17 protein-coding genes are annotated in these 20,185 nt (G+C 42.1%); 11 read left to right on the top strand and 6 right to left on the bottom strand.

Annotated elements, in window-relative coordinates; all coding sequences use genetic code 11:
- Positions 1-214 precede the first annotated feature (214 nt).
- The 8 genes from H9X96_RS15650 to H9X96_RS15685 all read left to right on the top strand — a co-directional run bounded on the left by H9X96_RS15650 (position 215) and on the right by H9X96_RS15685 (position 8,152).
- Entirely contained in the window at positions 215-922 is a 708-nt protein-coding gene (locus tag H9X96_RS15650; RefSeq protein ID WP_187667194.1) for a GNAT family N-acetyltransferase, read from the top strand.
- Between the two features lie 13 nt (positions 923-935).
- A complete protein-coding gene (gene argG / locus H9X96_RS15655) occupies positions 936-2,129 on the top strand; it encodes an argininosuccinate synthase (protein WP_187667195.1) in 1,194 nt (397 codons plus the stop codon).
- A complete protein-coding gene (gene argC / locus H9X96_RS15660; RefSeq protein WP_187667196.1) occupies positions 2,119-3,090 on the top strand; it encodes an N-acetyl-gamma-glutamyl-phosphate reductase in 972 nt (323 codons plus the stop codon). Before argG ends, argC begins: the two co-directional genes overlap by 11 nt.
- 71 nt (positions 3,091-3,161) lie before the next feature.
- Positions 3,162-4,298 (top strand): aspartate aminotransferase family protein, encoded by a 1,137-nt coding sequence (locus H9X96_RS15665; RefSeq protein ID WP_187667197.1) that lies wholly within the window; start codon positions 3,162-3,164, stop codon positions 4,296-4,298.
- Position 4,299: 1 nt separating this feature from the next.
- Positions 4,300-5,262 (top strand): acetylornithine carbamoyltransferase, encoded by a 963-nt coding sequence (locus tag H9X96_RS15670; protein WP_187667198.1) that lies wholly within the window; start codon positions 4,300-4,302, stop codon positions 5,260-5,262.
- 166 nt (positions 5,263-5,428) lie between these two features.
- Entirely contained in the window at positions 5,429-6,217 is a 789-nt protein-coding gene (gene argB, locus H9X96_RS15675; RefSeq protein ID WP_187667199.1) for an acetylglutamate kinase, read from the top strand.
- Between the two features lie 43 nt (positions 6,218-6,260).
- Positions 6,261-7,079 (top strand): pyrroline-5-carboxylate reductase, encoded by an 819-nt coding sequence (gene proC, locus H9X96_RS15680; protein ID WP_187667200.1) that lies wholly within the window; start codon positions 6,261-6,263, stop codon positions 7,077-7,079.
- 5 nt (positions 7,080-7,084) lie between these two features.
- Positions 7,085-8,152 (top strand): M20 family metallo-hydrolase, encoded by a 1,068-nt coding sequence (locus H9X96_RS15685; RefSeq protein ID WP_187667201.1) that lies wholly within the window; start codon positions 7,085-7,087, stop codon positions 8,150-8,152.
- Between the two features lie 70 nt (positions 8,153-8,222).
- Here H9X96_RS15685 and H9X96_RS15690 read toward each other — a convergent pair whose 3' ends face one another.
- Positions 8,223-11,126 (bottom strand): prolyl oligopeptidase family serine peptidase, encoded by a 2,904-nt coding sequence (locus H9X96_RS15690; protein ID WP_187667202.1) that lies wholly within the window; start codon positions 11,124-11,126, stop codon positions 8,223-8,225.
- A 149-nt stretch (positions 11,127-11,275) separates the two neighbouring features.
- Between H9X96_RS15690 and argH the strand changes: the two genes are divergently transcribed.
- Both argH and H9X96_RS15700 read left to right on the top strand, forming a co-directional pair.
- Entirely contained in the window at positions 11,276-12,607 is a 1,332-nt protein-coding gene (gene argH, locus H9X96_RS15695; RefSeq protein WP_187667203.1) for an argininosuccinate lyase, read from the top strand.
- A 24-nt stretch (positions 12,608-12,631) separates the two neighbouring features.
- Positions 12,632-13,885 (top strand): pyridoxal phosphate-dependent aminotransferase, encoded by a 1,254-nt coding sequence (locus tag H9X96_RS15700; RefSeq protein WP_187667204.1) that lies wholly within the window; start codon positions 12,632-12,634, stop codon positions 13,883-13,885.
- Between the two features lie 100 nt (positions 13,886-13,985).
- Here H9X96_RS15700 and H9X96_RS15705 read toward each other — a convergent pair whose 3' ends face one another.
- Together H9X96_RS15705 and H9X96_RS15710 are read right to left on the bottom strand one after the other, a co-directional pair.
- On the bottom strand, positions 13,986-15,566 hold the full coding sequence (locus H9X96_RS15705) for a peptide chain release factor 3 (protein ID WP_187667205.1): 1,581 nt from the start codon (positions 15,564-15,566) through the stop codon (positions 13,986-13,988).
- 153 nt (positions 15,567-15,719) lie between these two features.
- Positions 15,720-17,144, bottom strand: a complete 1,425-nt coding sequence (locus H9X96_RS15710) for a DUF6600 domain-containing protein (RefSeq protein WP_187667206.1) — start codon at positions 17,142-17,144, stop codon at positions 15,720-15,722.
- Positions 17,145-17,442: 298 nt separating this feature from the next.
- Here H9X96_RS15710 and H9X96_RS15715 point away from each other — a divergent pair, with 298 nt between their 5' ends.
- Positions 17,443-18,156 carry an SAM-dependent methyltransferase gene (locus H9X96_RS15715; protein WP_187667207.1) on the top strand — a complete coding sequence of 238 codons (714 nt, stop codon included), beginning with the start codon at positions 17,443-17,445 and terminating at the stop codon, positions 18,154-18,156.
- Between the two features lie 2 nt (positions 18,157-18,158).
- Here the strand turns inward: H9X96_RS15715 and nadD are convergent, their stop codons facing one another.
- Genes nadD through H9X96_RS15730 form a run of 3 tightly spaced genes read right to left on the bottom strand, consistent with a single transcriptional unit; the run spans position 18,159 to position 20,174 of the window.
- The gene (gene nadD, locus H9X96_RS15720) at positions 18,159-18,731 is read right to left on the bottom strand and encodes a nicotinate (nicotinamide) nucleotide adenylyltransferase (protein ID WP_187667208.1); all 573 of its coding nucleotides are present in this window, start codon (positions 18,729-18,731) and stop codon (positions 18,159-18,161) included.
- Entirely contained in the window at positions 18,732-19,304 is a 573-nt protein-coding gene (gene gmk, locus H9X96_RS15725; protein ID WP_187667209.1) for a guanylate kinase, read from the bottom strand.
- Positions 19,305-19,310: 6 nt separating this feature from the next.
- Positions 19,311-20,174, bottom strand: coding sequence for a YicC/YloC family endoribonuclease (locus tag H9X96_RS15730; protein WP_187667279.1), 864 nt, complete (start codon positions 20,172-20,174; stop codon positions 19,311-19,313).
- Positions 20,175-20,185: the final 11 nt, after the last annotated feature.

Here is a 20,185-nt window from a genome sequence, read left to right on the forward strand (position 1 = left end):
ATACATAAACTTTCTATTGTAGAAGCAAAGAATATTGCTTCCAAAAGTCTGTTTATTGTCCGTTTGCGACCCATATTTTCTGTGACCACTAATCGGCAAAATTTCACGCCCCGGATTTGAATCATTTCTGAGTAACCCTCAGTACATTTCCATAGAGGATTGCCTCTTAAAAAACAATTAATCAGAACATTTATTTTTTTTCGTTAACCTATTAATGAATACAAACGATTTTATAGTGCAGGTTGCACTTCCTGAACATCGTGTCTTTGCCGAAGAAATTTGCGAAGAAATGGCCGAATCGGCCAAAGCACGTGGTACAGGTATCGCTAAACGCTCTCCGGAGTATGTTGCAGGTAAAATTTCGGATGGAAAATCAGTCATAGCGTTCCATAAAGATGGAACCTGGGCAGGATTTTGCTATATCGAAACCTGGAGTCATGGACAATTTGTGGCCAACTCTGGCCTCATTGTAAGTCCTAAATTCCGAAAGGCCGGGCTCGCTCATGCCATCAAAGAAAAAATCTTCGAACTTTCCAGACAGAAATATCCGAAAGCTAAAATTTTCGGGCTAACAACTGGATTGGCAGTCATGAAGATCAATTCCGACCTTGGTTACGAGCCGGTTACCTACTCAGAACTTACCCAGGATGAAGATTTCTGGAAAGGGTGTCAAAGTTGCGTGAACTTTGAAATCCTGACGATGAAGGAACGTAAAAATTGCATGTGTACCGCAATGTTATACGATCCTGCAACTCAAAAGCACGATGTGGCAAAGAAATTTGCAGAAGAATTAGCGCGAAAGCCGAAATTGTATGAACGCTTTATGCGCATCAAACAAAGATTGGTGTTAAAGCCTAAGTCTTCGGGAAAAGGGGGAGTAAGGGCCCTGTTATTATTATTGTTTACCTTTTTATTTAAATAGCTGTTATTTTAAGATGAAGAAAAAAGTTGTTTTAGCTTTTAGCGGAGGTTTGGATACTTCGTTTTGTTGTATTTATTTGGCACAGGATCGTGGAATGGAAGTTCACTCTGTGATTGTTAATACTGGTGGTTTTTCTGAGGAGGAATTGCAAGAGATTGAAAAACGTGCTTATGCCTTAGGTGTAGCTTCTCATGCCGTAGTAGACGAAACGGCCAATTATTATGAAGGCTGTATTAAATATTTAGTGTTTGGTAATGTGTTGAAAAATGCGACTTATCCACTTTCTGTAAGTGCAGAACGCGTAAGTCAGGCCACAGCCATTGCAAACTATGTGAAAAAAATTGGTGCTGATTATGTAGCGCACGGGAGTACCGGTGCAGGAAATGATCAGGTACGTTTCGATATGATTTTTAACATCATCATCCCGAATGTAGAAATCATCACACCAATCAGAGATTTAAAATTATCACGTGAAGCGGAAATAGAATATTTAGCCGGTCATGGCGTAGAATACAGTGCGGAAAAAGCCAGATATTCTATCAATAAAGGTTTATGGGGTACTTCTGTAGGAGGAAAAGAAACTTTAACTTCTCATGAAACCTTACCTGAAGAGGCATGGCCAACACAAGTTTCGGAAACGGAGCCACGTAAATTGGAGCTGACCTTCGAAAAAGGAGAACTGGTCGGTATCGACGGAGAAACATTAGCTCCGGTTGCGGCCATCCAAAAATTACAAGCCATTGCACAGCCTTACGGAATTGGAAGAGATATTCACGTAGGTGATACCATTATCGGTATTAAAGGTCGTGTAGGTTTTGAAGCTGCTGCACCAATGGTGATCATCAAAGCACACCATACTTTAGAAAAACATACGCTAACAAAATGGCAGTTGTCATGGAAAGAGCAATTGGGTTCTTTTTATGGAAACTGGCTGCATGAAGGTCAGTTTCATGATCCAATCATGCGTAATATCGAAGCTTTCCTTGCAGATACACAGAAAACGGTGAGTGGAAAAGTATTTGTAGAATTGTTGCCGTACCGTTTCCAAATCATCGGGATCGAGTCGGCACATGATTTAATGAGCAATAAATTCGGTAGCTATGGCGAAATGAACAATGCATGGAGTGGTGAAGATGTGAAAGGTTTCTCTAAGATTTTTGGCAACCAGGTCATGATCTGGCACAAAGTGAACGGCGATGAGAGTTAGAGCAGGAATCGTTGGCGGTGCCGGTTATACTGGCGGAGAGATGCTGCGTTTACTGATCAATCACCCATCGGTTGACATTGTTTTTGTAAATAGCAAAAGCAATGCAGGAAACCTGATCTCTGACGTACACACGGATCTTTTTGGAGATACAGACATTCGTTTTACCGGAGATCTTTCTTCGGATATCGACGTATTGTTCTTATGTGTCGGTCATGGAGATGCGAAAAAATTCTTAGACGCGAATCCAGTTGCTGAAGGGATTAAAATCATTGACTTGAGTCAGGATTTTAGATTGAAAGTTGCAGCTGGAGAGGAGTGGGTTTATGGTTTACCAGAACTGAATAGGGATCGTATAAAAACAGCGAGTTATATTGCAAATCCAGGTTGTTTTGCCACTTGTATCCAGTTGGGATTATTGCCACTGGCGGCTAAAGGCTTGTTAAAGGGGGAAGTTCATGTGAACGCGACTACCGGTTCTACCGGCGCGGGGCAAAGTTTATCAGCAACTTCTCATTTCAGCTGGCGCAACAATAACCTATCAATTTATAAGGCTTTTGAACACCAGCACCTGAATGAAATCGGCGAAAGCCTGATACAGATGGACCCGAATTTTGATGGCGTCCTGAATTTCATCCCACAGCGTGGAGATTTTCCAAGGGGGATTTTGGCTTCCATGTATGTGGAAAGTGACTTGACAGCTGAGGAAGGGCAAACCTTATATGAGGACTATTATGCGGCACATCCTTTTACGCATGTGAGTAAGAAAAATATAGATTTGAAACAGGTGGTGAACACAAATAAAGCATTGGTACATGTCGAAAAACATGGTAACAAACTATTTGTGATCAGTATCATCGATAATTTATTAAAGGGGGCGAGCGGACAAGCGGTGCAGAATATGAATTTGATTTTTGGACTGGAAGAGCGGCAGGGTCTGGCGCTTAAAGCAGCAGGATTTTAATTAAAATCCCGCTGTGCTGAACGTAGTTCAGGAACTGTTTAATTTTTAATCACCTATTCAAACCTTAAAAAATGAATTTATTTGACGTATACCCGTTAAACAATATTGAAATCGTAAAAGCGGCAGGCAGTACCGTTTGGGATGCCTCAGGCCTGGAATATTTAGACCTTTATGGCGGCCATGCCGTGATCTCTATCGGTCATACCCATCCTCACTATGTGAAAAGACTGACCGATCAGTTGAATAAAGTGGGATTTTATTCTAATTCAGTGCTGATTCCTTTGCAGGTAGAGCTGGCTGAAAAGCTAGGGAAAGTGTCTGGAAAAGAAGATTACCAGCTGTTCTTATGTAATTCAGGAGCGGAAGCAAATGAAAATGCATTGAAACTGGCTTCTTTCTATAACGGACGTAAAAAAATTATTGCCTTTAAAGGTGCCTTCCACGGAAGAACTTCATTGGCAGTTTCTGCTACTGATAACCCAAAAATTATTGCTCCAGTTAATGAGACGGAGAACGTTGTTTTCCTTCCTCACAATGATGAAGCAGCCTTAGCAGCAGCTTTCGCAGCATACGGTAACGAAGTTTGTGCGGTCATCATCGAAGGTATTCAAGGCGTGGGCGGCATTAAAGAAGCTTCAATTAGCTTCCTTCAAAAAATCCGTTCGCTCTGCGATCAGTATGATGCGCTTTACATTGCGGATAGCGTACAATGCGGCTATGGCAGAACCGGGAAATTCTATTCTCATGACCATGCTGGCGTTGATGCAGATATCTATACCATGGCAAAAGGGATGGGCAATGGTTTTCCAGTAGGAGGAATCTCGATCGCTCCGAAATTTAAACCCTGGCATGGTATGTTAGGCACTACTTTCGGTGGTAATCACCTGGCTTGTGCTGCTGCGTTGTCTGTATTGGAAATCATGGAACAAGATCAGCTGATGAAAAATGCAGAAGAAGTTGGAACCTATCTGATCTCCGAACTGAAGAAAATTGACGGTGTTGTGGAGGTTCGCGGTCGTGGATTAATGATTGGCATTGAGCTTCCGGCAAGCTTGCCAAACGTAAAGAAAGACCTGCTGTTTAAGCACCACATCTTTACTGGTGAGGCAAAACCGAATGTGATCAGACTATTGCCCGCTTTAAACTTAACAAAAGCACAGGCAGATCAGTTTTTAACCCATTTTAAAACCGCTTTAACAGAATCATAAGATGAAACAATTCACTTCAGTAAATGATGTTGAAGACATCAAAGAGTTAGTAGAAGCGGCATTGGCCTTGAAAAAGAGCCCTTACGCGCATCAGGAATTAGGAAAGAACAAGACTTTAGGATTGGTTTTTTTAAACCCTAGTCTGCGCACCCGCTTAAGCACGCAAAAGGCAGCACTGAACCTTGGGATGAATGTGATGGTGATGAATATGGATAAGGAAGGCTGGGCACTGGAAACACGTGATGGTGTGGTGATGAACGGTACCACAGTAGAACATATCAGAGAGGCTGCAGCAGTAATGGGGCAGTATTGTGATGTGTTAGGCTTGCGTTCTTTTCCGAAATTAGTGAACAGGGACGAGGATTATAACGAGGAGTTTTTTAATAAATTTATCAGCTTCTGCGGCGTTCCGGTAGTGAGTTTAGAAAGTGCTACACGTCACCCTTTACAAAGTCTGGCGGATCTGGTCACTATCAAAGAAACCTGGAAAGGCGACAAAAAACCTAAGGTGGTTTTGGCCTGGGCACCGCACATCAAAGCTTTGCCTCAGGCAGTGCCGAATTCTTTTTCGGAATGGATGTGCAAAGCACAGGAGGAAGGAATCCTGGACTTTACTATCGTGCAGCCAGTAGGTTATGAGCTTTCTAAAGATTTTACACCAGGAGCGAATATCAGTCATAACATAGAGGAGGCTTTGCAAGACGCCGACTATATCTATGTGAAAAACTGGTCCAGCTATAAACAATATGGAAAGGTATTGCCTTTTCCAGAAGGTTGGATGATCACCAACGAACGGCTAAAAGTGACGAATGATGCGAAAGTGATGCATTGTTTGCCTGTACGCCGGGACTTGGAATTATCGTCGGAAGTATTGGACGGACCAAATTCTTTGGTAATACAAGAAGCAGGAAATCGTTTATGGGCCGCGCAGGCAGTCCTGAAAGCAGTCCTGGAAAAATTATAAATTTCATTAAGGGATGTTGGAGTAAATCCAACATCCTTTTTTTATATCGCTAAACTTGTGCTGGAATTTCCTGGTGGCATAGTCACCAGAAAATAGCCAGTATTTTGAAGGTCAAAAGAGAAAACAGGTTTTTTAAAGCCTGAAATATTGAAAACATTGATTAAAAATGAAGAAACTAAGTGTAATTAAAATCGGCGGAAATGTAATTGACAACTCGGAGAAACTGCATCAGTTCTTACTGGACTTTAAAGCGCTTTCCGGTGATAAGATTTTAATTCATGGAGGTGGAAAAATTGCGACTGAACTTGGGGTTTCCCTTGGCGTAGAAGCGAAAATGGTGGAAGGCCGCCGCATTACCGACATTGAAACGCTGAGAATCGTGACGATGGTATATGCCGGTCTGATTAATAAAAATATGGTGGCACAACTGCAGGCCAAAGGCTGTAATGCAATTGGCCTGACCGGTGCCGATGGGAACATCATCAAGGCGGTTAAACGCCCTGTAAAAGATATTGACTATGGCTTTGTAGGTGATCTGGATGAACATTCTGTAGCTTCCGGCACTTTAGATAGCCTGTTAAAAGCTGGACTAGTACCCGTTTTATGTGCAATCACACATGATGGCGAAAGTCAGCTGTTAAATACCAATGCGGATACGATTGCTTCTGCGGTGGCCGTAGCCATGTCCGATTTGTACGATACTGTATTGGTGTATTGTTTTGAAAAAAGAGGCGTTATGCGCGACATAGAGGATGATAATTCCTTAGTTCCTGAGATTAAGATGGAAGAATTTGATGGACTAAAAGCGGAAGGGGTAGTCTCCGGAGGTATGATTCCGAAATTGCACAATGCTTTTGATGCGATAAAAAGAGGAGTGACTGCGGTGTATATCGGCAAAGCCGATGAACTTCCCCAACTAAATGAAGTGGGTTTCGGAACCCGGTTAATCATTTAATTTTTTGAATACCTAGATCAATTACCAACCAAACCATAAAAAGATGAAACAGTTTAACGGCAATATCGCCATTTTAGGAAGCGGAAATATCGGCATTTCTTTGGCCAGAGGACTCGTAAAAGCAAACTATGCAGCAGCCGGTCAGATCAGTTTAACCAGAAGAAACGTCGACAACCTAGCGCCCTTTGCCGAACAAGGTTTTGTGGTGAGTAGTGATAATGCAGCTATAGTGGCGGCCTCAGACGTGATTGTACTGGCCGTTTTGCCGCAGCAGTTAAACCAGTTAATGGACCAAATACGCCCTTCGGTAGATTTGAAAAAGCATCTTTTTATTTCTGTGGCCTCCGGTGTGAGCTGTGCAGACATTCGAAGTAAGTTGGGGGCGGAAGCTCAGGTTGTTCGCGCCATGCCAAATACGGCGATCGCCATTGGGCAATCTATGACCTGTATCGCTACCGATCAGGCTTCGCCAGAATATATGGAAGAAGTGACCCGTATGTTTGAAACTGTAGGGGCAGTAGTGAAAATAAATGAAGACTTAATGACAGCCGCTACAGCGCTTTGTGCCTGTGGAATTGCTTTCTTTTTAAGAGGGATCAGGGCCGCTTCGCAAGGAGGGGTGGAAATTGGGTTCCATGCGGATGAGGCGTTGAAAATGGCGGTTCAGACCGCAAAAGGAGCCGCAGATCTGCTGTTACAGATGCAGTCGCACCCAGAACAGGAAATAGATAAAGTAACTTCGCCGAAAGGCTGTACCATTGCCGGGTTAAATGAGATGGAGCACAATGGCTTTAGCTCCTCTTTGATTAAAGGCATCAAGCTGTCGGCACAAAAAGCCGGTGCTTTATATACCAAAGAATAAAAATTATGATAGAACAACTGCAAAAGGATAGTTTAGAACTGTTGAAACAATTGATTAGCATCTCTTCATTTTCTAAAGAAGAAGATCAGACTGCTGATGTAATTGAACGGTTTTTGCAGATGCGTGAGGTGAAAACTCATCGCAAATTGAATAATGTGTGGGCTTATAACAAGCATTTCGATTCGAATAAACCAACCCTGCTGTTAAATTCACACCATGATACGGTAAAGCCAAATTCGGGCTATACACGCGATCCTTTCGCGCCAACCGTTGAAGATGGTAAATTATATGGATTGGGCAGTAATGATGCAGGAGGATGCCTGGTTTCGCTTATAGCGACCTTCCTTTACTTCTATGAGCAGGAAGGTTTGAGTTATAACATATGTCTGGCCGCTACGGCTGAAGAAGAAATTTCTGGAAATAACGGCCTGGAATGTGTACTTCCAGACCTAGGTGAGCTGGAATTTGCCATCGTTGGTGAGCCTACTCTGATGAATTTAGCTGTTGCTGAACGCGGTTTGCTGGTTTTAGATTGCGTAAGTACCGGAAAAGCGGGGCATGCTGCCCGTGAAGAAGGCGAAAATGCAATTTATAAAGCACTGAAGGATATTGAATGGTTCCGCAGCTACCGTTTTTCTAAGGTCTCAGAAATGTTTGGACCATTGAAAATGTCCGTCACGATGATCAATGCCGGATCTCAGCACAATGTGGTGCCTGCTACCTGTACTTTTACAGTCGATGTAAGGGTAACAGATGCTTATGCAAATGAGGAAGTTTTGAAAATTATCAGGACAAACGTGGATTGTACGGTAACGCCGAGATCTGTTCGTTTGAAACCTTCCTCAATTGATAAAGAACATCCGATTGTCCTTGCTGGAACGGCGTTGGGAAGAACAACCTATGGTTCTCCGACTACCTCAGATCAGGCGCTGCTGAGCATTCCTTCTCTGAAAGTGGGGCCAGGTGACTCTGCGCGCTCTCACATGGCAGATGAATATGTTTTTGTGAATGAAGTAGAAGAAGGGATTAAGTTATATATCGAAATGTTGAAACCCGTGATTAACGGAAAATAAGAAGGAAATTGAAAAGAACAGGCCGCAAGATTTTTCGATTTTGCGGCCTGTCTTCGTTTAGATGATTTTCTTATTGTTCTGCTACGTTTTCAAATGCTCTGGCTTCCAGATGTTTTTCCATATCAGAGCGTTTTATTCCTTTTGCCCACCAATCTGGTGCAGGTTTGTCTTTTAACATATAATCGAAATATTCCATCATGCGAACCGCGTAATCTTTTCTATTTGGAATTTTGGCAATTCCATGGTTTTCTCCACGATAAGTGATCATCACGACCGGTTTATTTAACCTTCTCAGGCCATTATAGTACTCAATACCCTGGGTATAGTCCACCGCACCATCTTTGTCATTGTGTAATAACAGTAATGGTGTTTGTACTTTTTTGATGTGATATATCGGAGAGTTGCGTGTAAAAGCATCCCAATTGTCCCAATAACCAGGTGTTAATCTGCCTTGACTTGCCTCAAAAATCGCCTGGTTAGTGCCGCCACTGTTCCAGTAAATCAGGCTGTACATACTGATCATATTGGTCAAGGGTGCACCCGCCGCGGCTGCTTTAAAGATGTTGGTTTGAGTAATCAGGAAGGAAGTTTGATAGCCTCCCCAGGAGTGTCCGTGAATCGCTACGCGTTTCTCATCCACAATTCCGGTCGCGATCGCTGCCTTTACAGCTGGAACCACACAAGCCACTGCCGACATTCCCGGGTCGTTTAATTGGTACTTGATATCAGGCATTAAAACCGCATACCCGTTGCTGTTGTACATTGCCCTGTTGAAACCTCCGCCAGGAAAAGCAGGCATAGAATATACATTCATTTCATTGGTTAAACGCTCATAGATATAAGTAATGGTAGGATAACTTTTTCCTTCCTGATAGTTGGCAGGTAGGTATAAAACAGCTTGCAGTGAATCCCCGTTTGCGCTGACATAATTAATCAGTTTAACCCCAGAAGACCAGGCATATTTCCCCTGATCAGGTGTGTTTTTGCTGATCTGTTTAGCACTGGCAAGCGTAGCTGCGGTAGTCGCATACATTTCCGGCGATTTTTCATTGTCATATTTCATGTAAATGAAAACATTCGCATCCGTTGCTTTTTTTAATCCGCCATAAACATGAGCATCTGCAAAAAGCGGTTTGATAGTCGTTTTGCCCGCCTCTAATAAGCCAATACCTGAGTTTTTATTCTGCCGATTGAACACAAGGAAGTATTGGTCTTTAGTCAAATCCGTTCCTTTTTCTTTCGGGTAAAGGGAGAACCGCTCTACGACTTCCTGTTTTTTGCTTTTCCAATTGTCAGAAAGAGGAACTGCTGTTTTTCCATCTACAGAAATCCGCCATAAATCATAATTGTCCTTGATCAGCGCAAATTTGGAGTCTGCAGACCAGCCGAAATTGGAGGTTTCAGGCTTAAGCACGTTGTGGTCGTCTAATTCATCTACAAAAGAGGATTTGATGTTTTTGGTCAGGTTATATTGTTCCAAAGTTTCCAGGTTGATACTGTAAAAGGCGCCATCTCTACTGAAAGTAGCCCATTTACCATTTGGAGACAGGTTAAAAAGGTCACGTCCTGCGGTATAAAACTTCTCAAAAGCACGTTTTTTATTCCCCGTTTTTAGGTCGATTACATAGATGTCGGTATATCCCTGTCCATCCAAATTCTTCATTAACTCATAGTTCGAGTCGTCGTAGCCAATTGCATACAGGGTTTTCGGAGCCAGCACAACGTTTCTTAGGTTGCTGTCTGCCAGCTGACTGAATTTTTGATCGGCAAGGCGATAAGCACTCAGGTAGCTGTAGTTTTTATCCCGGGTTTCCTGCGTTTGCTGTGCAGACTGCAGGCGCTTGTCCTGCCAGTTCCAAATGATCATATCCGGTTTTTCAATGTCGGCTTTGGCAAGTGCTTTTAGGCCTGGTTTAGTTTTACCCGTACTATCGGTTTTGGTTTTAACACTATCAGTTTTACTGTTGACAGTGGCGGTTGCCGCTTTGCTGCCGAATTTTTTATCGGTGCTGTCGGCTTTCTTTTCCTGAGCGCTGATGCCAAAAAACAAAGTCGACTGGTCTTCTGACCAATATGGCCTGCCATTACCGCTGATCCCCATATTGGCCGGAAAATTCTTAGCCGATGTGCCGTTGAAGGAAATCTTATGACTTACTGCTCCGGCAATTTTATTGAATCCAATGACGGTATATACGTCTTCTTTATACTTTTCATTCTTGTTGGATTTGAGTAAGGCAAAAGCATCTCCAACCTCGTTCCAGTTGATATTTTTATAATTCGCCTTATCATTTTCCAATGCGGTAATCAACCCGGTTTTCATGTCTCTGATGAAAACCCCATTTCCATTTTGTCCATTCGCGTCAATGATATAAGTCAGCAAGTTTCCCGCCTTATTAAAGGCATATTCGGATACATTACCCAGATTGAAACTCTTTTTTGTACTCAATTGATACAGCAGTAAATCGGTTCCTTTTGCCGCGTCTTTATCTTTTGATGCATTTTCTGCAGGTACAAAATGAATGGCCAGCCAATCCGGATTATCGGAAGAAAAACTGAAAGCCTTGACTTTTTCAAATGTTGTCTTTTGATTCCCTGGCAGAGAAACTAATAAAAGCTGGTCGTAAAGCGGTTTCATGGTTTTCTTGACCGCCTTCACCTCTGCATCTTTTGCCGAAACTTTAAAGGCAGCATACTTAGCGTCTTTTGAAAAGTAAACAGGAGCAGCAGTTGCCCCAATCGGATAAACGAAATTGATCGTATCTGAAACTTTTCTGATCACCGTTTGAAGGTCTCCTTCAGTAGGTCCTTTTGCCCAGGATAACCATTGCCCATCAGGAGAGAGGCTATAGGTGTTATTTCTGATGTAATTCCAATCGGAAACATCTTTCCAGCTCAATGCCGGTTTTTGCTGTGCCAGTACCCCTGAACTAAAGGGCAGGAGGAACAGTAAGAGCGAGTACTTGATTCTGTTCATTATGTTTGAAGGTTTCCTCTAAATTATTGTTTTAGTTTAACAATATTCTAATGTGACAAGAAAATTGTTCAGCCCTCCTTTGTAGCGTAATTATTGTATTTTTGCAAAATACCTTTAGCCCTTAAAGAACCTAAACAATAGATTGATAAATGAAGATTTGGCAGAAAAACGTAGACGTAAATAAAGATATTGAAACTTTTACTGTAGGTAAAGACAGAGAATTGGATTTACAAATGGCAGCTTTTGATGTGCTGGGCTCTTTGGCTCATGTGGAAATGCTGGAAAGTATTGGCCTGTTAACCGCAGCAGAGCTGGTAGAAATACAAACAGAATTGAAACATATTTACGCGGATATCGCCGCAGGCAAATTTACCATCGATGATACGGTAGAAGATGTACACTCACAGGTAGAATGGCTATTGACTCAGCGTATCGGAGAAGCGGGCAAGAAAATTCATAGCGGACGCTCCCGTAACGACCAGGTTCTGGTAGATTTAAAACTTTATTTTAGAAGCTGTATCGAAGAAATGGTGGGCAATACCACTATACTTTTTGAGCAGCTGATTGAACTGAGTAACACGCATAAAGACAAATTGCTTCCTGGTTATACGCATTTACAGATCGCCATGCCTTCCTCTTTTGGCTTATGGTTTGGCGCTTATGCCGAAAGTCTGGTAGATGATATGGAAATGATGCTGGCCGCTTATAAAATCTGTAACAAAAACCCATTGGGCTCTGCAGCAGGTTATGGCTCTTCTTTTCCTTTGAACAGAACGATGACAACGGAATTGCTGGGCTTCGAAAGACTCAACTACAATGTGGTATATGCACAGATGGGCCGAGGAAAAACGGAACGCGTGCTGGCGCAGGCAATGTCGTCGGTAGCTGCTTCACTGGCTAAAATGGCCATGGATGTATGCTTGTTTATCAACCAGAACTTTGGGTTTATCTCTTTCCCTGATGAATTAACTACGGGTTCAAGCATCATGCCTCATAAAAAGAACCCGGATGTTTTTGAATTGATCCGTTCCAGATGTAATAAAATTCAGGCCCTGCCGAATGAAATTGCATTGATGACCACCAACTTGCCTTCAGGGTACCACCGCGACCTGCAATTGCTGAAAGAAAATCTTTTCCCTGCCATTACTTCTCTGAATGAATGTCTGGAAATGACCACTTATATGCTGGAGCACATCCGCATTAAGGACAATATCTTAACAGATAAAAAATATGCTTACCTGTTCAGCGTTGAAGTAGTAAACGAGCTGGCTTTAAAAGGGGTTCCTTTCAGAGAGGCGTATAAAATTGTTGGAGAATCCATTGAAAATGGTACATTCTCGCCTTCTACGGAGTTAAATCATACCCATGAAGGCAGTATCGGCAATCTTTGCAATCCGGAGATTAAAGGAATGATGAACGAAGTGCTCTCGCAGTTCAAATTTGAGAAAACGACTGCCGCAATTGAAAAATTGCTGGCTTAATTATTCATATATAAATAAAATATAATGAGAGTATCAGTATTAGCCAACACGCTTATCGGTTCAGAGATTATTAAAATTGGAAACGAAGTGAATGAAATGAAGCGAAAGGGTGCAGAAATTGCAAATCTGACCATCGGTGATTTCGATCCTTCTATTTTTCCGATACCCGCTGAACTGAAAGAGGAAATTATTGATGCTTATCACCATAATCAAACCAATTACCCACCTGCAGAAGGTATTTTGCCATTGCGCGAAACAGTAGTCGATGTTTTAAAAGACAGGTATGCCCTCAGTTACAGCAGTTCGGACATTCTGATAGCTGGTGGATCCCGCCCTTTAATTTATGCAACTTACCTGGCCCTGATCGATCCGGGAGATAAGGTGATTTATCCGGCGCCATCCTGGAATAACAACCATTATTGTCACCTTTCTTCTGCTAAAGGAATTGCAGTGGAAACGACCGTAGAAAACAACTTTATGCCAACCGCTGCGCAGTTAAAACTCCATTTTAAAGGGGCTACTTTACTGTCTTTATGTTCTCCATTGAACCCTACGGGAACCATGTTTACCAAGGAGCAGCTAGAAGAAATTTGTGATGCAGTGATCGCGGAAAACGACAGCAGGGGACCAGAGGATAAGCCATTATACATTATGTATGATCAGATTTATTCCTTGCTGACTTTCGGTAAAGAACACATCAACCCGGTGAGCTTACGCCCGGAATTAAAAGATTACGTCATTTATATTGATGGAATCTCTAAATGTTTGTCGGCTACCGGAGTTCGTGTAGGATGGGCTTTCGGACCAGAAAATGTGATTGGAAAAATGAAATCAATACTCGGACATATCGGAGCATGGGCACCTAAAGCAGAACAAGTGGCCGTTGCCAAGTATTTTAAAAATTCGACTTTGGTTGATCAGTACCTAACATCCTTTAAAAAACAAGTTCAAAATAGCCTTGATGCACTTTATAACGGATTTCAGGAATTAAAATCGGCAGGTTTTGCGGTAGATGCAGTGATTCCTATGGGTGCAATTTACCTGACGTTAAAGATTGATTATATCGGCAAAACTACTCCTGAAGGGAATGTGTTACAAAACAGCGCAGATGTGAATTTCTACCTGATTAAACAAGCTCAGGTGGCATTGGTACCCTTCTCTGCTTTCGGCACAGACGAAACGGTGAACTGGTTCCGCGCCTCGGTTGGTGGCTGTTCATTGAAAGATATTGAAAACATGATTCCTAGAATTAAAGCAGCTTTGAGTCAGCTGAAATAAGAAGTCCATGCCAGGCTTTCCTAAGCCTGGTGGTATAATAAAAGAGAAGCCCCATAAAGTTCATTACTTTATGGGGCTTTTTCATGAGCACTTCAATCGTTTATTTAAATTCCGAAGTTTTGTGAAATTCAATATCCGGATAATCGCGCATGGTCATATTGATCATGAAATCATTATCTGCAAGGAATACCGGATTACCATCCTTATCCTCACCAATATGCTGCTGTTTTCTTTTCAGGAATTCGTCTAATTTTTGCTTGTCTTTGGAAGTCACCCAGTTCGAACGGCCGTAACTTAAAGTACGGAAATAGGCCTTTGCACCATATTCATGCTCCAAGCGGAAGGCGATTACCTCAAATTGAAGTTCACCAACTGCACCAATAATCTTACGGTTACCCGGTTGTGCAGTAAATAATTGCGCTACACCTTCTTCTGTAAGCTGTTGTATACCTTTCTCCAGCTGTTTTGTACGCAATGGATCTTTATTCTCCACCTCTTTAAAGATCTCAGGAGAGAAGCTAGGAATTCCTTTAAACTTCAATTGTTCTCCCTCAGTCAGGGTATCTCCAATTTTAAAGTTTCCGCTGTCGTATAATCCAACAACATCTCCAGGCCATGCTTCTTCTACAATACTTTTCTCATTGGCCATGAAATCCATTGGATTGGAGAATTTCAGCTTTTTCCCCTGACGGGTATGGTAATAGAATTTATTACGCTCAAATTTACCGGAGCAAACCCTTAAAAAGGCAATACGGTCACGGTGTTTTGGGTCTAAATTGGCATGTATTTTAAAGACAAAGCCGCTAAAATTCTTTTCATCTACTTTCACTTCACGCTCTTCAGCCTCTCTACTTCGAGGGCTAGGGGCGATCTGAACGAAAGTATCCAGCAATTCTTTAATGCCGAAGTTATTGATCGCACTACCAAAAAACACAGGGGCAAGTAAACCTTCTGTGTACATGCTTTTGTCAATCTGACCATAAACACCTTCTACCAATTCCAGTTCGCTTTTCAGACCATCCAGTTCTTTTGGTTTCAGGAAATTATTCAGGTTAGGATCATTCAGGTCATTTACCTGAATTACCGATTCGCTGATTTTAGTTTTATCGGGCTCAAAAAGGTTCAGATGTTTGTTATAGATACTGTAAACGCCTTTGAACGTATGACCCTGACCAATTGGCCAGGACAGAGGACAAAGACTGATGTTCAATTTATTTTCAATTTCGTCTAATAGATCGAAAGCATCCTTACCTTCACGGTCCATCTTATTGATAAAGATGATTACTGGAGTATTACGCATCCGGCAAACTGCCATCAGCTTTTCGGTCTGCTCTTCCACACCCTTTACACAGTCCACCACCAAAATAACGCTGTCTACAGCAGATAAAGTACGGTAAGTATCTTCCGCGAAGTCTTTGTGACCTGGCGTATCTAATATATTAATGCGTTTTCCACTATATTCAAAGCCCATTACTGAGGTAGCCACGGAAATTCCACGCTGTTTCTCAATTTCCATAAAATCGGAAGTATTGCTTTGGTTTGCCTTGTTACGTTTAACCGCTCCGGCTGTATTTATTGCACCTCCAAAGAGTAAAAACTTCTCCGTAAGGGTAGTTTTACCGGCATCGGGGTGACTGATAATAGCGAATGTTTTTCGTTTTTCTATTTCTGGGTGAATCATAAAGAATTAAGCCTGTTGTGCTTGATGAGGCTGCAAAGATAAATATAATATATAAAAGAAATCGTATCGCTTCCTATAGTGCTGCGGATCAGCAAGAGCGGACAAAAGAAAACCGGTCTGCAAGGACCGGTTTTCACTAATTTTCAGAAGAGATTATCCTCTTCCACCTCTGGAAGTTCTTGCTCCTTCAGTTCTGCCTTCGCTGCTTCTGCCTTCAGAACGCGGAGGGGCACTTTGACGCGCTTCTCGCTGGGGCTGAGCCTGTGGCTGCCTTTGCGGTTCTGCTGGTCTTTGTGGTTCCGGCTGACGTTGTGGCTGTTGCTGCGGCATCTGCCTTTCCTGTCTTTCCGCTCTTGGATAAGGCTGTGGACTCTGCTGTTGTTGCTGAGGCGTTTGCTGCGGTCTCTGCTCACGCTGTGGTCTCACCTGCGGCTGTGGCTGCTGTTGAGGGGTCGACTGCTGCTGAGGAACATTTGGAGACGAATTCGGCATTCTCGAGGGACGGTTTTCTCTGCCAGGATATGTACGGTCAGGTTGGGCTGGATTTACCTCAGGATTGCTGCCAGGTAAAGTTGCAGGCCTGTTGTTTTCTCTTGATGGTCTGTTTTCTGGTCTGCCAACAGTATTTCCCGCGCCAACACTCCCTGCATCTTCTCTCGAAGGTCTGTTATTCGTTGAAGGATTCACATTGTCCCGATTTCCTCTGTCAATTCGGTCTGCATCAGGAGTTCTACCGCTATTTATACCCTCAGCTCTGGAAGGACGGCCAACGGTAGTATTGCTGCCATTGCCTCTGGTAAAGTTTGCATCCCCCTGAATCGAGTTTCTTGGCGCTTGTACAGTCCCTCTTGCTTCCCTGGAAGGTCTTGGGTTGTAAATATTCAGTTCATTGCCCTTAATTTCGCTTCTTCCTGATCTGTCGGTTCTGTTTACACGATATACGGTCACATCGCCTCTGGTGGCGCGCCTTACATCATCTATCCTCGGGCCAGTATAATAAGTTCTTCTGCCTCTTTCATAAGTATTGTTAATGATTGTCGTATTGTGAATAATCGTCACATTTCTGCGGGAATAATACCTTGGGAAACGGTCGTAATAAATGTTTGCCTGAGGGACAAATACCCACCAGTTATCAGGAATGCCGATATTGATGTTGATATGGAGGCCTGGACTTAAAGGCGCCCAGCCATAGTATCCTCCTCCACTTCTCCAGCTCACCCATGCTGGTCCCCAAACAGTATCAGGAATCCATAACCACTGTCTGTAGCGGTTATATACCCATCTTCCATAGTGAAACGGTGCCCATCCCCAGTCATAATCAGAGACCCAGGTATTGCCATATTCGGTCATTGCCCATCGGCCGTTGCTATAATAAGGTCTAAAATCTTGTTGGTCAACGTCAGGTCTCCAGACATACCCATACTGTGGATCCTGAATCCAGGTACCATAAGGAGAAAGCTCATCATAAAATGATTGGAGCGATACATCGTCATCCTGCGCCATAGCGCGCTGCGTGAAACCGGTGATTAGGAGCAGTAGCCCCAGCACAATTGCCGGTAATTTGATTAACTTTTTCATCTGTGTGTGTGTTTAATTTACCTAACGCTTTTGATGTATCAATTTGAGTTCCAAATCTTGCAAATAGTTTAAAGCCTAAGAGAAATATTACATTAGGATTATGTCGTTATGCCTAATAATATTGGCTTTTATAGGCCGTTTGAGGATATTTAATTCGTTAATGTGGGTTCAATTTATTGACAAATTAGTTGAAAATATTTTTTATCATCGTTATAATATGGTCAGAATGCAATATTAAATCCCAGGTCTTGCTCTTTCCAGGAATATATTTTCTTCTTTTGTAAACAAAACACAACTTATGCAAAAAGGCACTTTATTTTTAATACCTGTTCCTCTGGCAGAAAATGCTGCTCAGAAATCTTTTACCCCTTTTCTTGGCGATACCATCAACTCCATCAGTACTTATATTGTGGAAAATGAAAAATCCGCCAGAAAATTCCTAAAAGAGGCTGGATTGAAAATGCCACAGAGTGAGCTGATCGTTCATGATTATGGCAAGCATCAGCGTAATACCTCTTTAGCGCCCTATTTTAAAGAATTAACTGCTGGAAAAGATGTCGGTCTGATGAGTGAAGCCGGATGCCCGGGAGTAGCAGATCCAGGTGCAGAGATCGTTGCAGAAGCACATAGAAGAGGAATTAAGGTGGTTCCTTTAGTAGGCCCTAGTTCTATATTACAAGCTTTAATGGCTTCGGGGTTCAATGGCCAGAGTTTTACTTTTCATGGATACCTGCCGATTGACAAGGTCGAAAGAGCAAAGAAGATCAAAGAAATTGAGTTGTTGTCTACAAAAAATAAGCAAACGCAAATTTTTATGGAGACACCATTCAGAAATAATCACCTGTTTGAAGATGTATTGAAAAATGCTTCAGCACATGCGATGTTATGTGTGGCTTCGAATATCAATGGCGAAGAAGAGTATATTAAAACATTATCGGTTACTTTCTGGAAAAAGGAACGCATCGATCTTCATAAAAAACCAACGATCTTTTTGCTGTATAAACCAGCCTAAAACTACCGGTACATGTTTTTATTGTCCATGAAAGACAAGACATTATCCGGAACAAAATATTGAACATTTCTTCCATCTTTTAACGCTTTGCGAATAAAGGTAGAAGAAATGTCCATTTGTGGGGTATCCGTAATCGTAATTGAAGGGTGGTTTTCCCAATCTTTTACATCTACACCTGGCCTTGGGTAGACAAAAATCTCATAATTTTTCAGCAGGGTCTCATAGTTCTTCCACTTTTTAAGGGAGGCGAGGTTATCTGCGCCCATGATTAGCACAAACTCCCTTCCAGGATATTTTTCCTGTAGGTAAGCTAGTGTGTCAATGGTATAAGAGGGTTGAGGCAGTCCAAATTCAATGTCGCTCACTTTAATATGATCGGCATTTTCCGTGGCCAGTTTTGCCATTTCCAGGCGGTCGTACATATTGCTCAGCCCAGCTTTATTCTTTAAGGGATTATGTGGGGAAACGACCAGCCACACCTCTTTGAGCCCGGTAAAACCCGCCATATAATTGGCGATCACCAGGTGTCCGATATGGATGGGATTAAAAGACCCAAAAAATAACCCTGTTTTCATTTATTTTTTATTGATAAAATCACCAACCAGTTTTTCCGCTTCTTTACAAGCAGTTTCCAGGTCAAAGTTTTTCAGGATCACATCAAATTTCTCGGCATAAGCCAACTCCTTTTCCGCTTTTGTAAAGCGTTCCTGAAGTTTTTCCGGACTATCAGTACCTCTTCCTGTTAAACGTTCTTTTAATACCTCTAAAGATGGTGGCTGAACAAATATAGCCAAAGCATTCTCTTCATATTTACGTTTTAGACGTAAGCCACCTTCTACGTCAATGTCAAAAATTACATGTTTGCCGGTATTCCAGATGCGTTCAATCTCAGATCTTAATGTACCATAAAAGGTACCTGTGTATACTTCTTCGAACTCTACGAATTCCTGATGCGCTACTTTATGAAGAAAACTCTCCTGAGAGATAAAATAATAATCTTTTTCATGTTCTTCATCGCCTCTTGCCGGACGTGTAGTGGCTGATATAGAGAAGCTTAATGAAGGGAATTTTTGTAAAAGGTGTTTTACGATAGTGGTTTTACCTGCGCCGGAAGGTGCCGAAAATATAATGAGTTTACCTTGTGTCATGCTTACTTATAAAACGTTTAATAGTTGTTCTTTAATTTTCTCCAGCTCTTCTTTCATCCCTACTACTAACTGTTGTATTTGTGCATCATTTGCTTTAGCACCCATAGTATTGATTTCTCTGCCAATTTCCTGGGAGATGAATCCTAATTTTTTACCGTTGGCATCCTTGCTTTTCAAAGTGGCTGTAAAATAATCACAGTGACTTTTCAGGCGGGTCTTTTCTTCGGTAATGTCTAATTTATCGATGTAATAAATCAATTCCTGCTCTAAACGGTTCTGATCCACGTTGATTTTACCTACATTTTCCTCTAAAAACTGGTTCAATCTAGCCCTGATCTGTGGAATTCTTAGGGGCTCTAATTCTTCCACCTGAGCAAAAAATTGTAAGATATTTTTAATTCTGAGTTCTAAATCTGTCTTTAAAACGTTTCCTTCAGTAAGTCGGAATTGATTAAAGCTTTCTAAGGCCTTGTTGAATGTGCTGTATAAGATATCCCAATCGCCTTCGTTGATTTCCTCTTCCTGGTAAGAGATGACCTCAGGGAAGCTTAGAACAGCCTGTAAAAGATTGGAAGAATTTGCACCCAGATCCACATTAATGGCTTCCAGTTGCTTGTAGTATTTGCTCAATAACGCCGCATTAATGGTTGCACCTTTCAGACTCTCTTCGCCACGGTCAATGTTAATAGCAACACTTACTTTTCCGCGCTCAATCTCTTTACTGCAAACATTGCGTAACAACAACTCCTTCTCGGAGAAAGCCCTTGGAAGTTTTAAGTTGAGTTCTAAAAACTTACTGTTTAAAGACTTAATCTCTACTGCAAACTTGATGTTTTCATGATCAGTAGAGGCCAGGCCAAAGCCCGTCATTGATTTTATCA

Origin of the sequence: Pedobacter sp. N36a, from assembly GCF_014472395.1 — a bacterium.
In the GTDB taxonomy this organism is placed as follows: Bacteria; Bacteroidota; Bacteroidia; order Sphingobacteriales; family Sphingobacteriaceae; genus Pedobacter.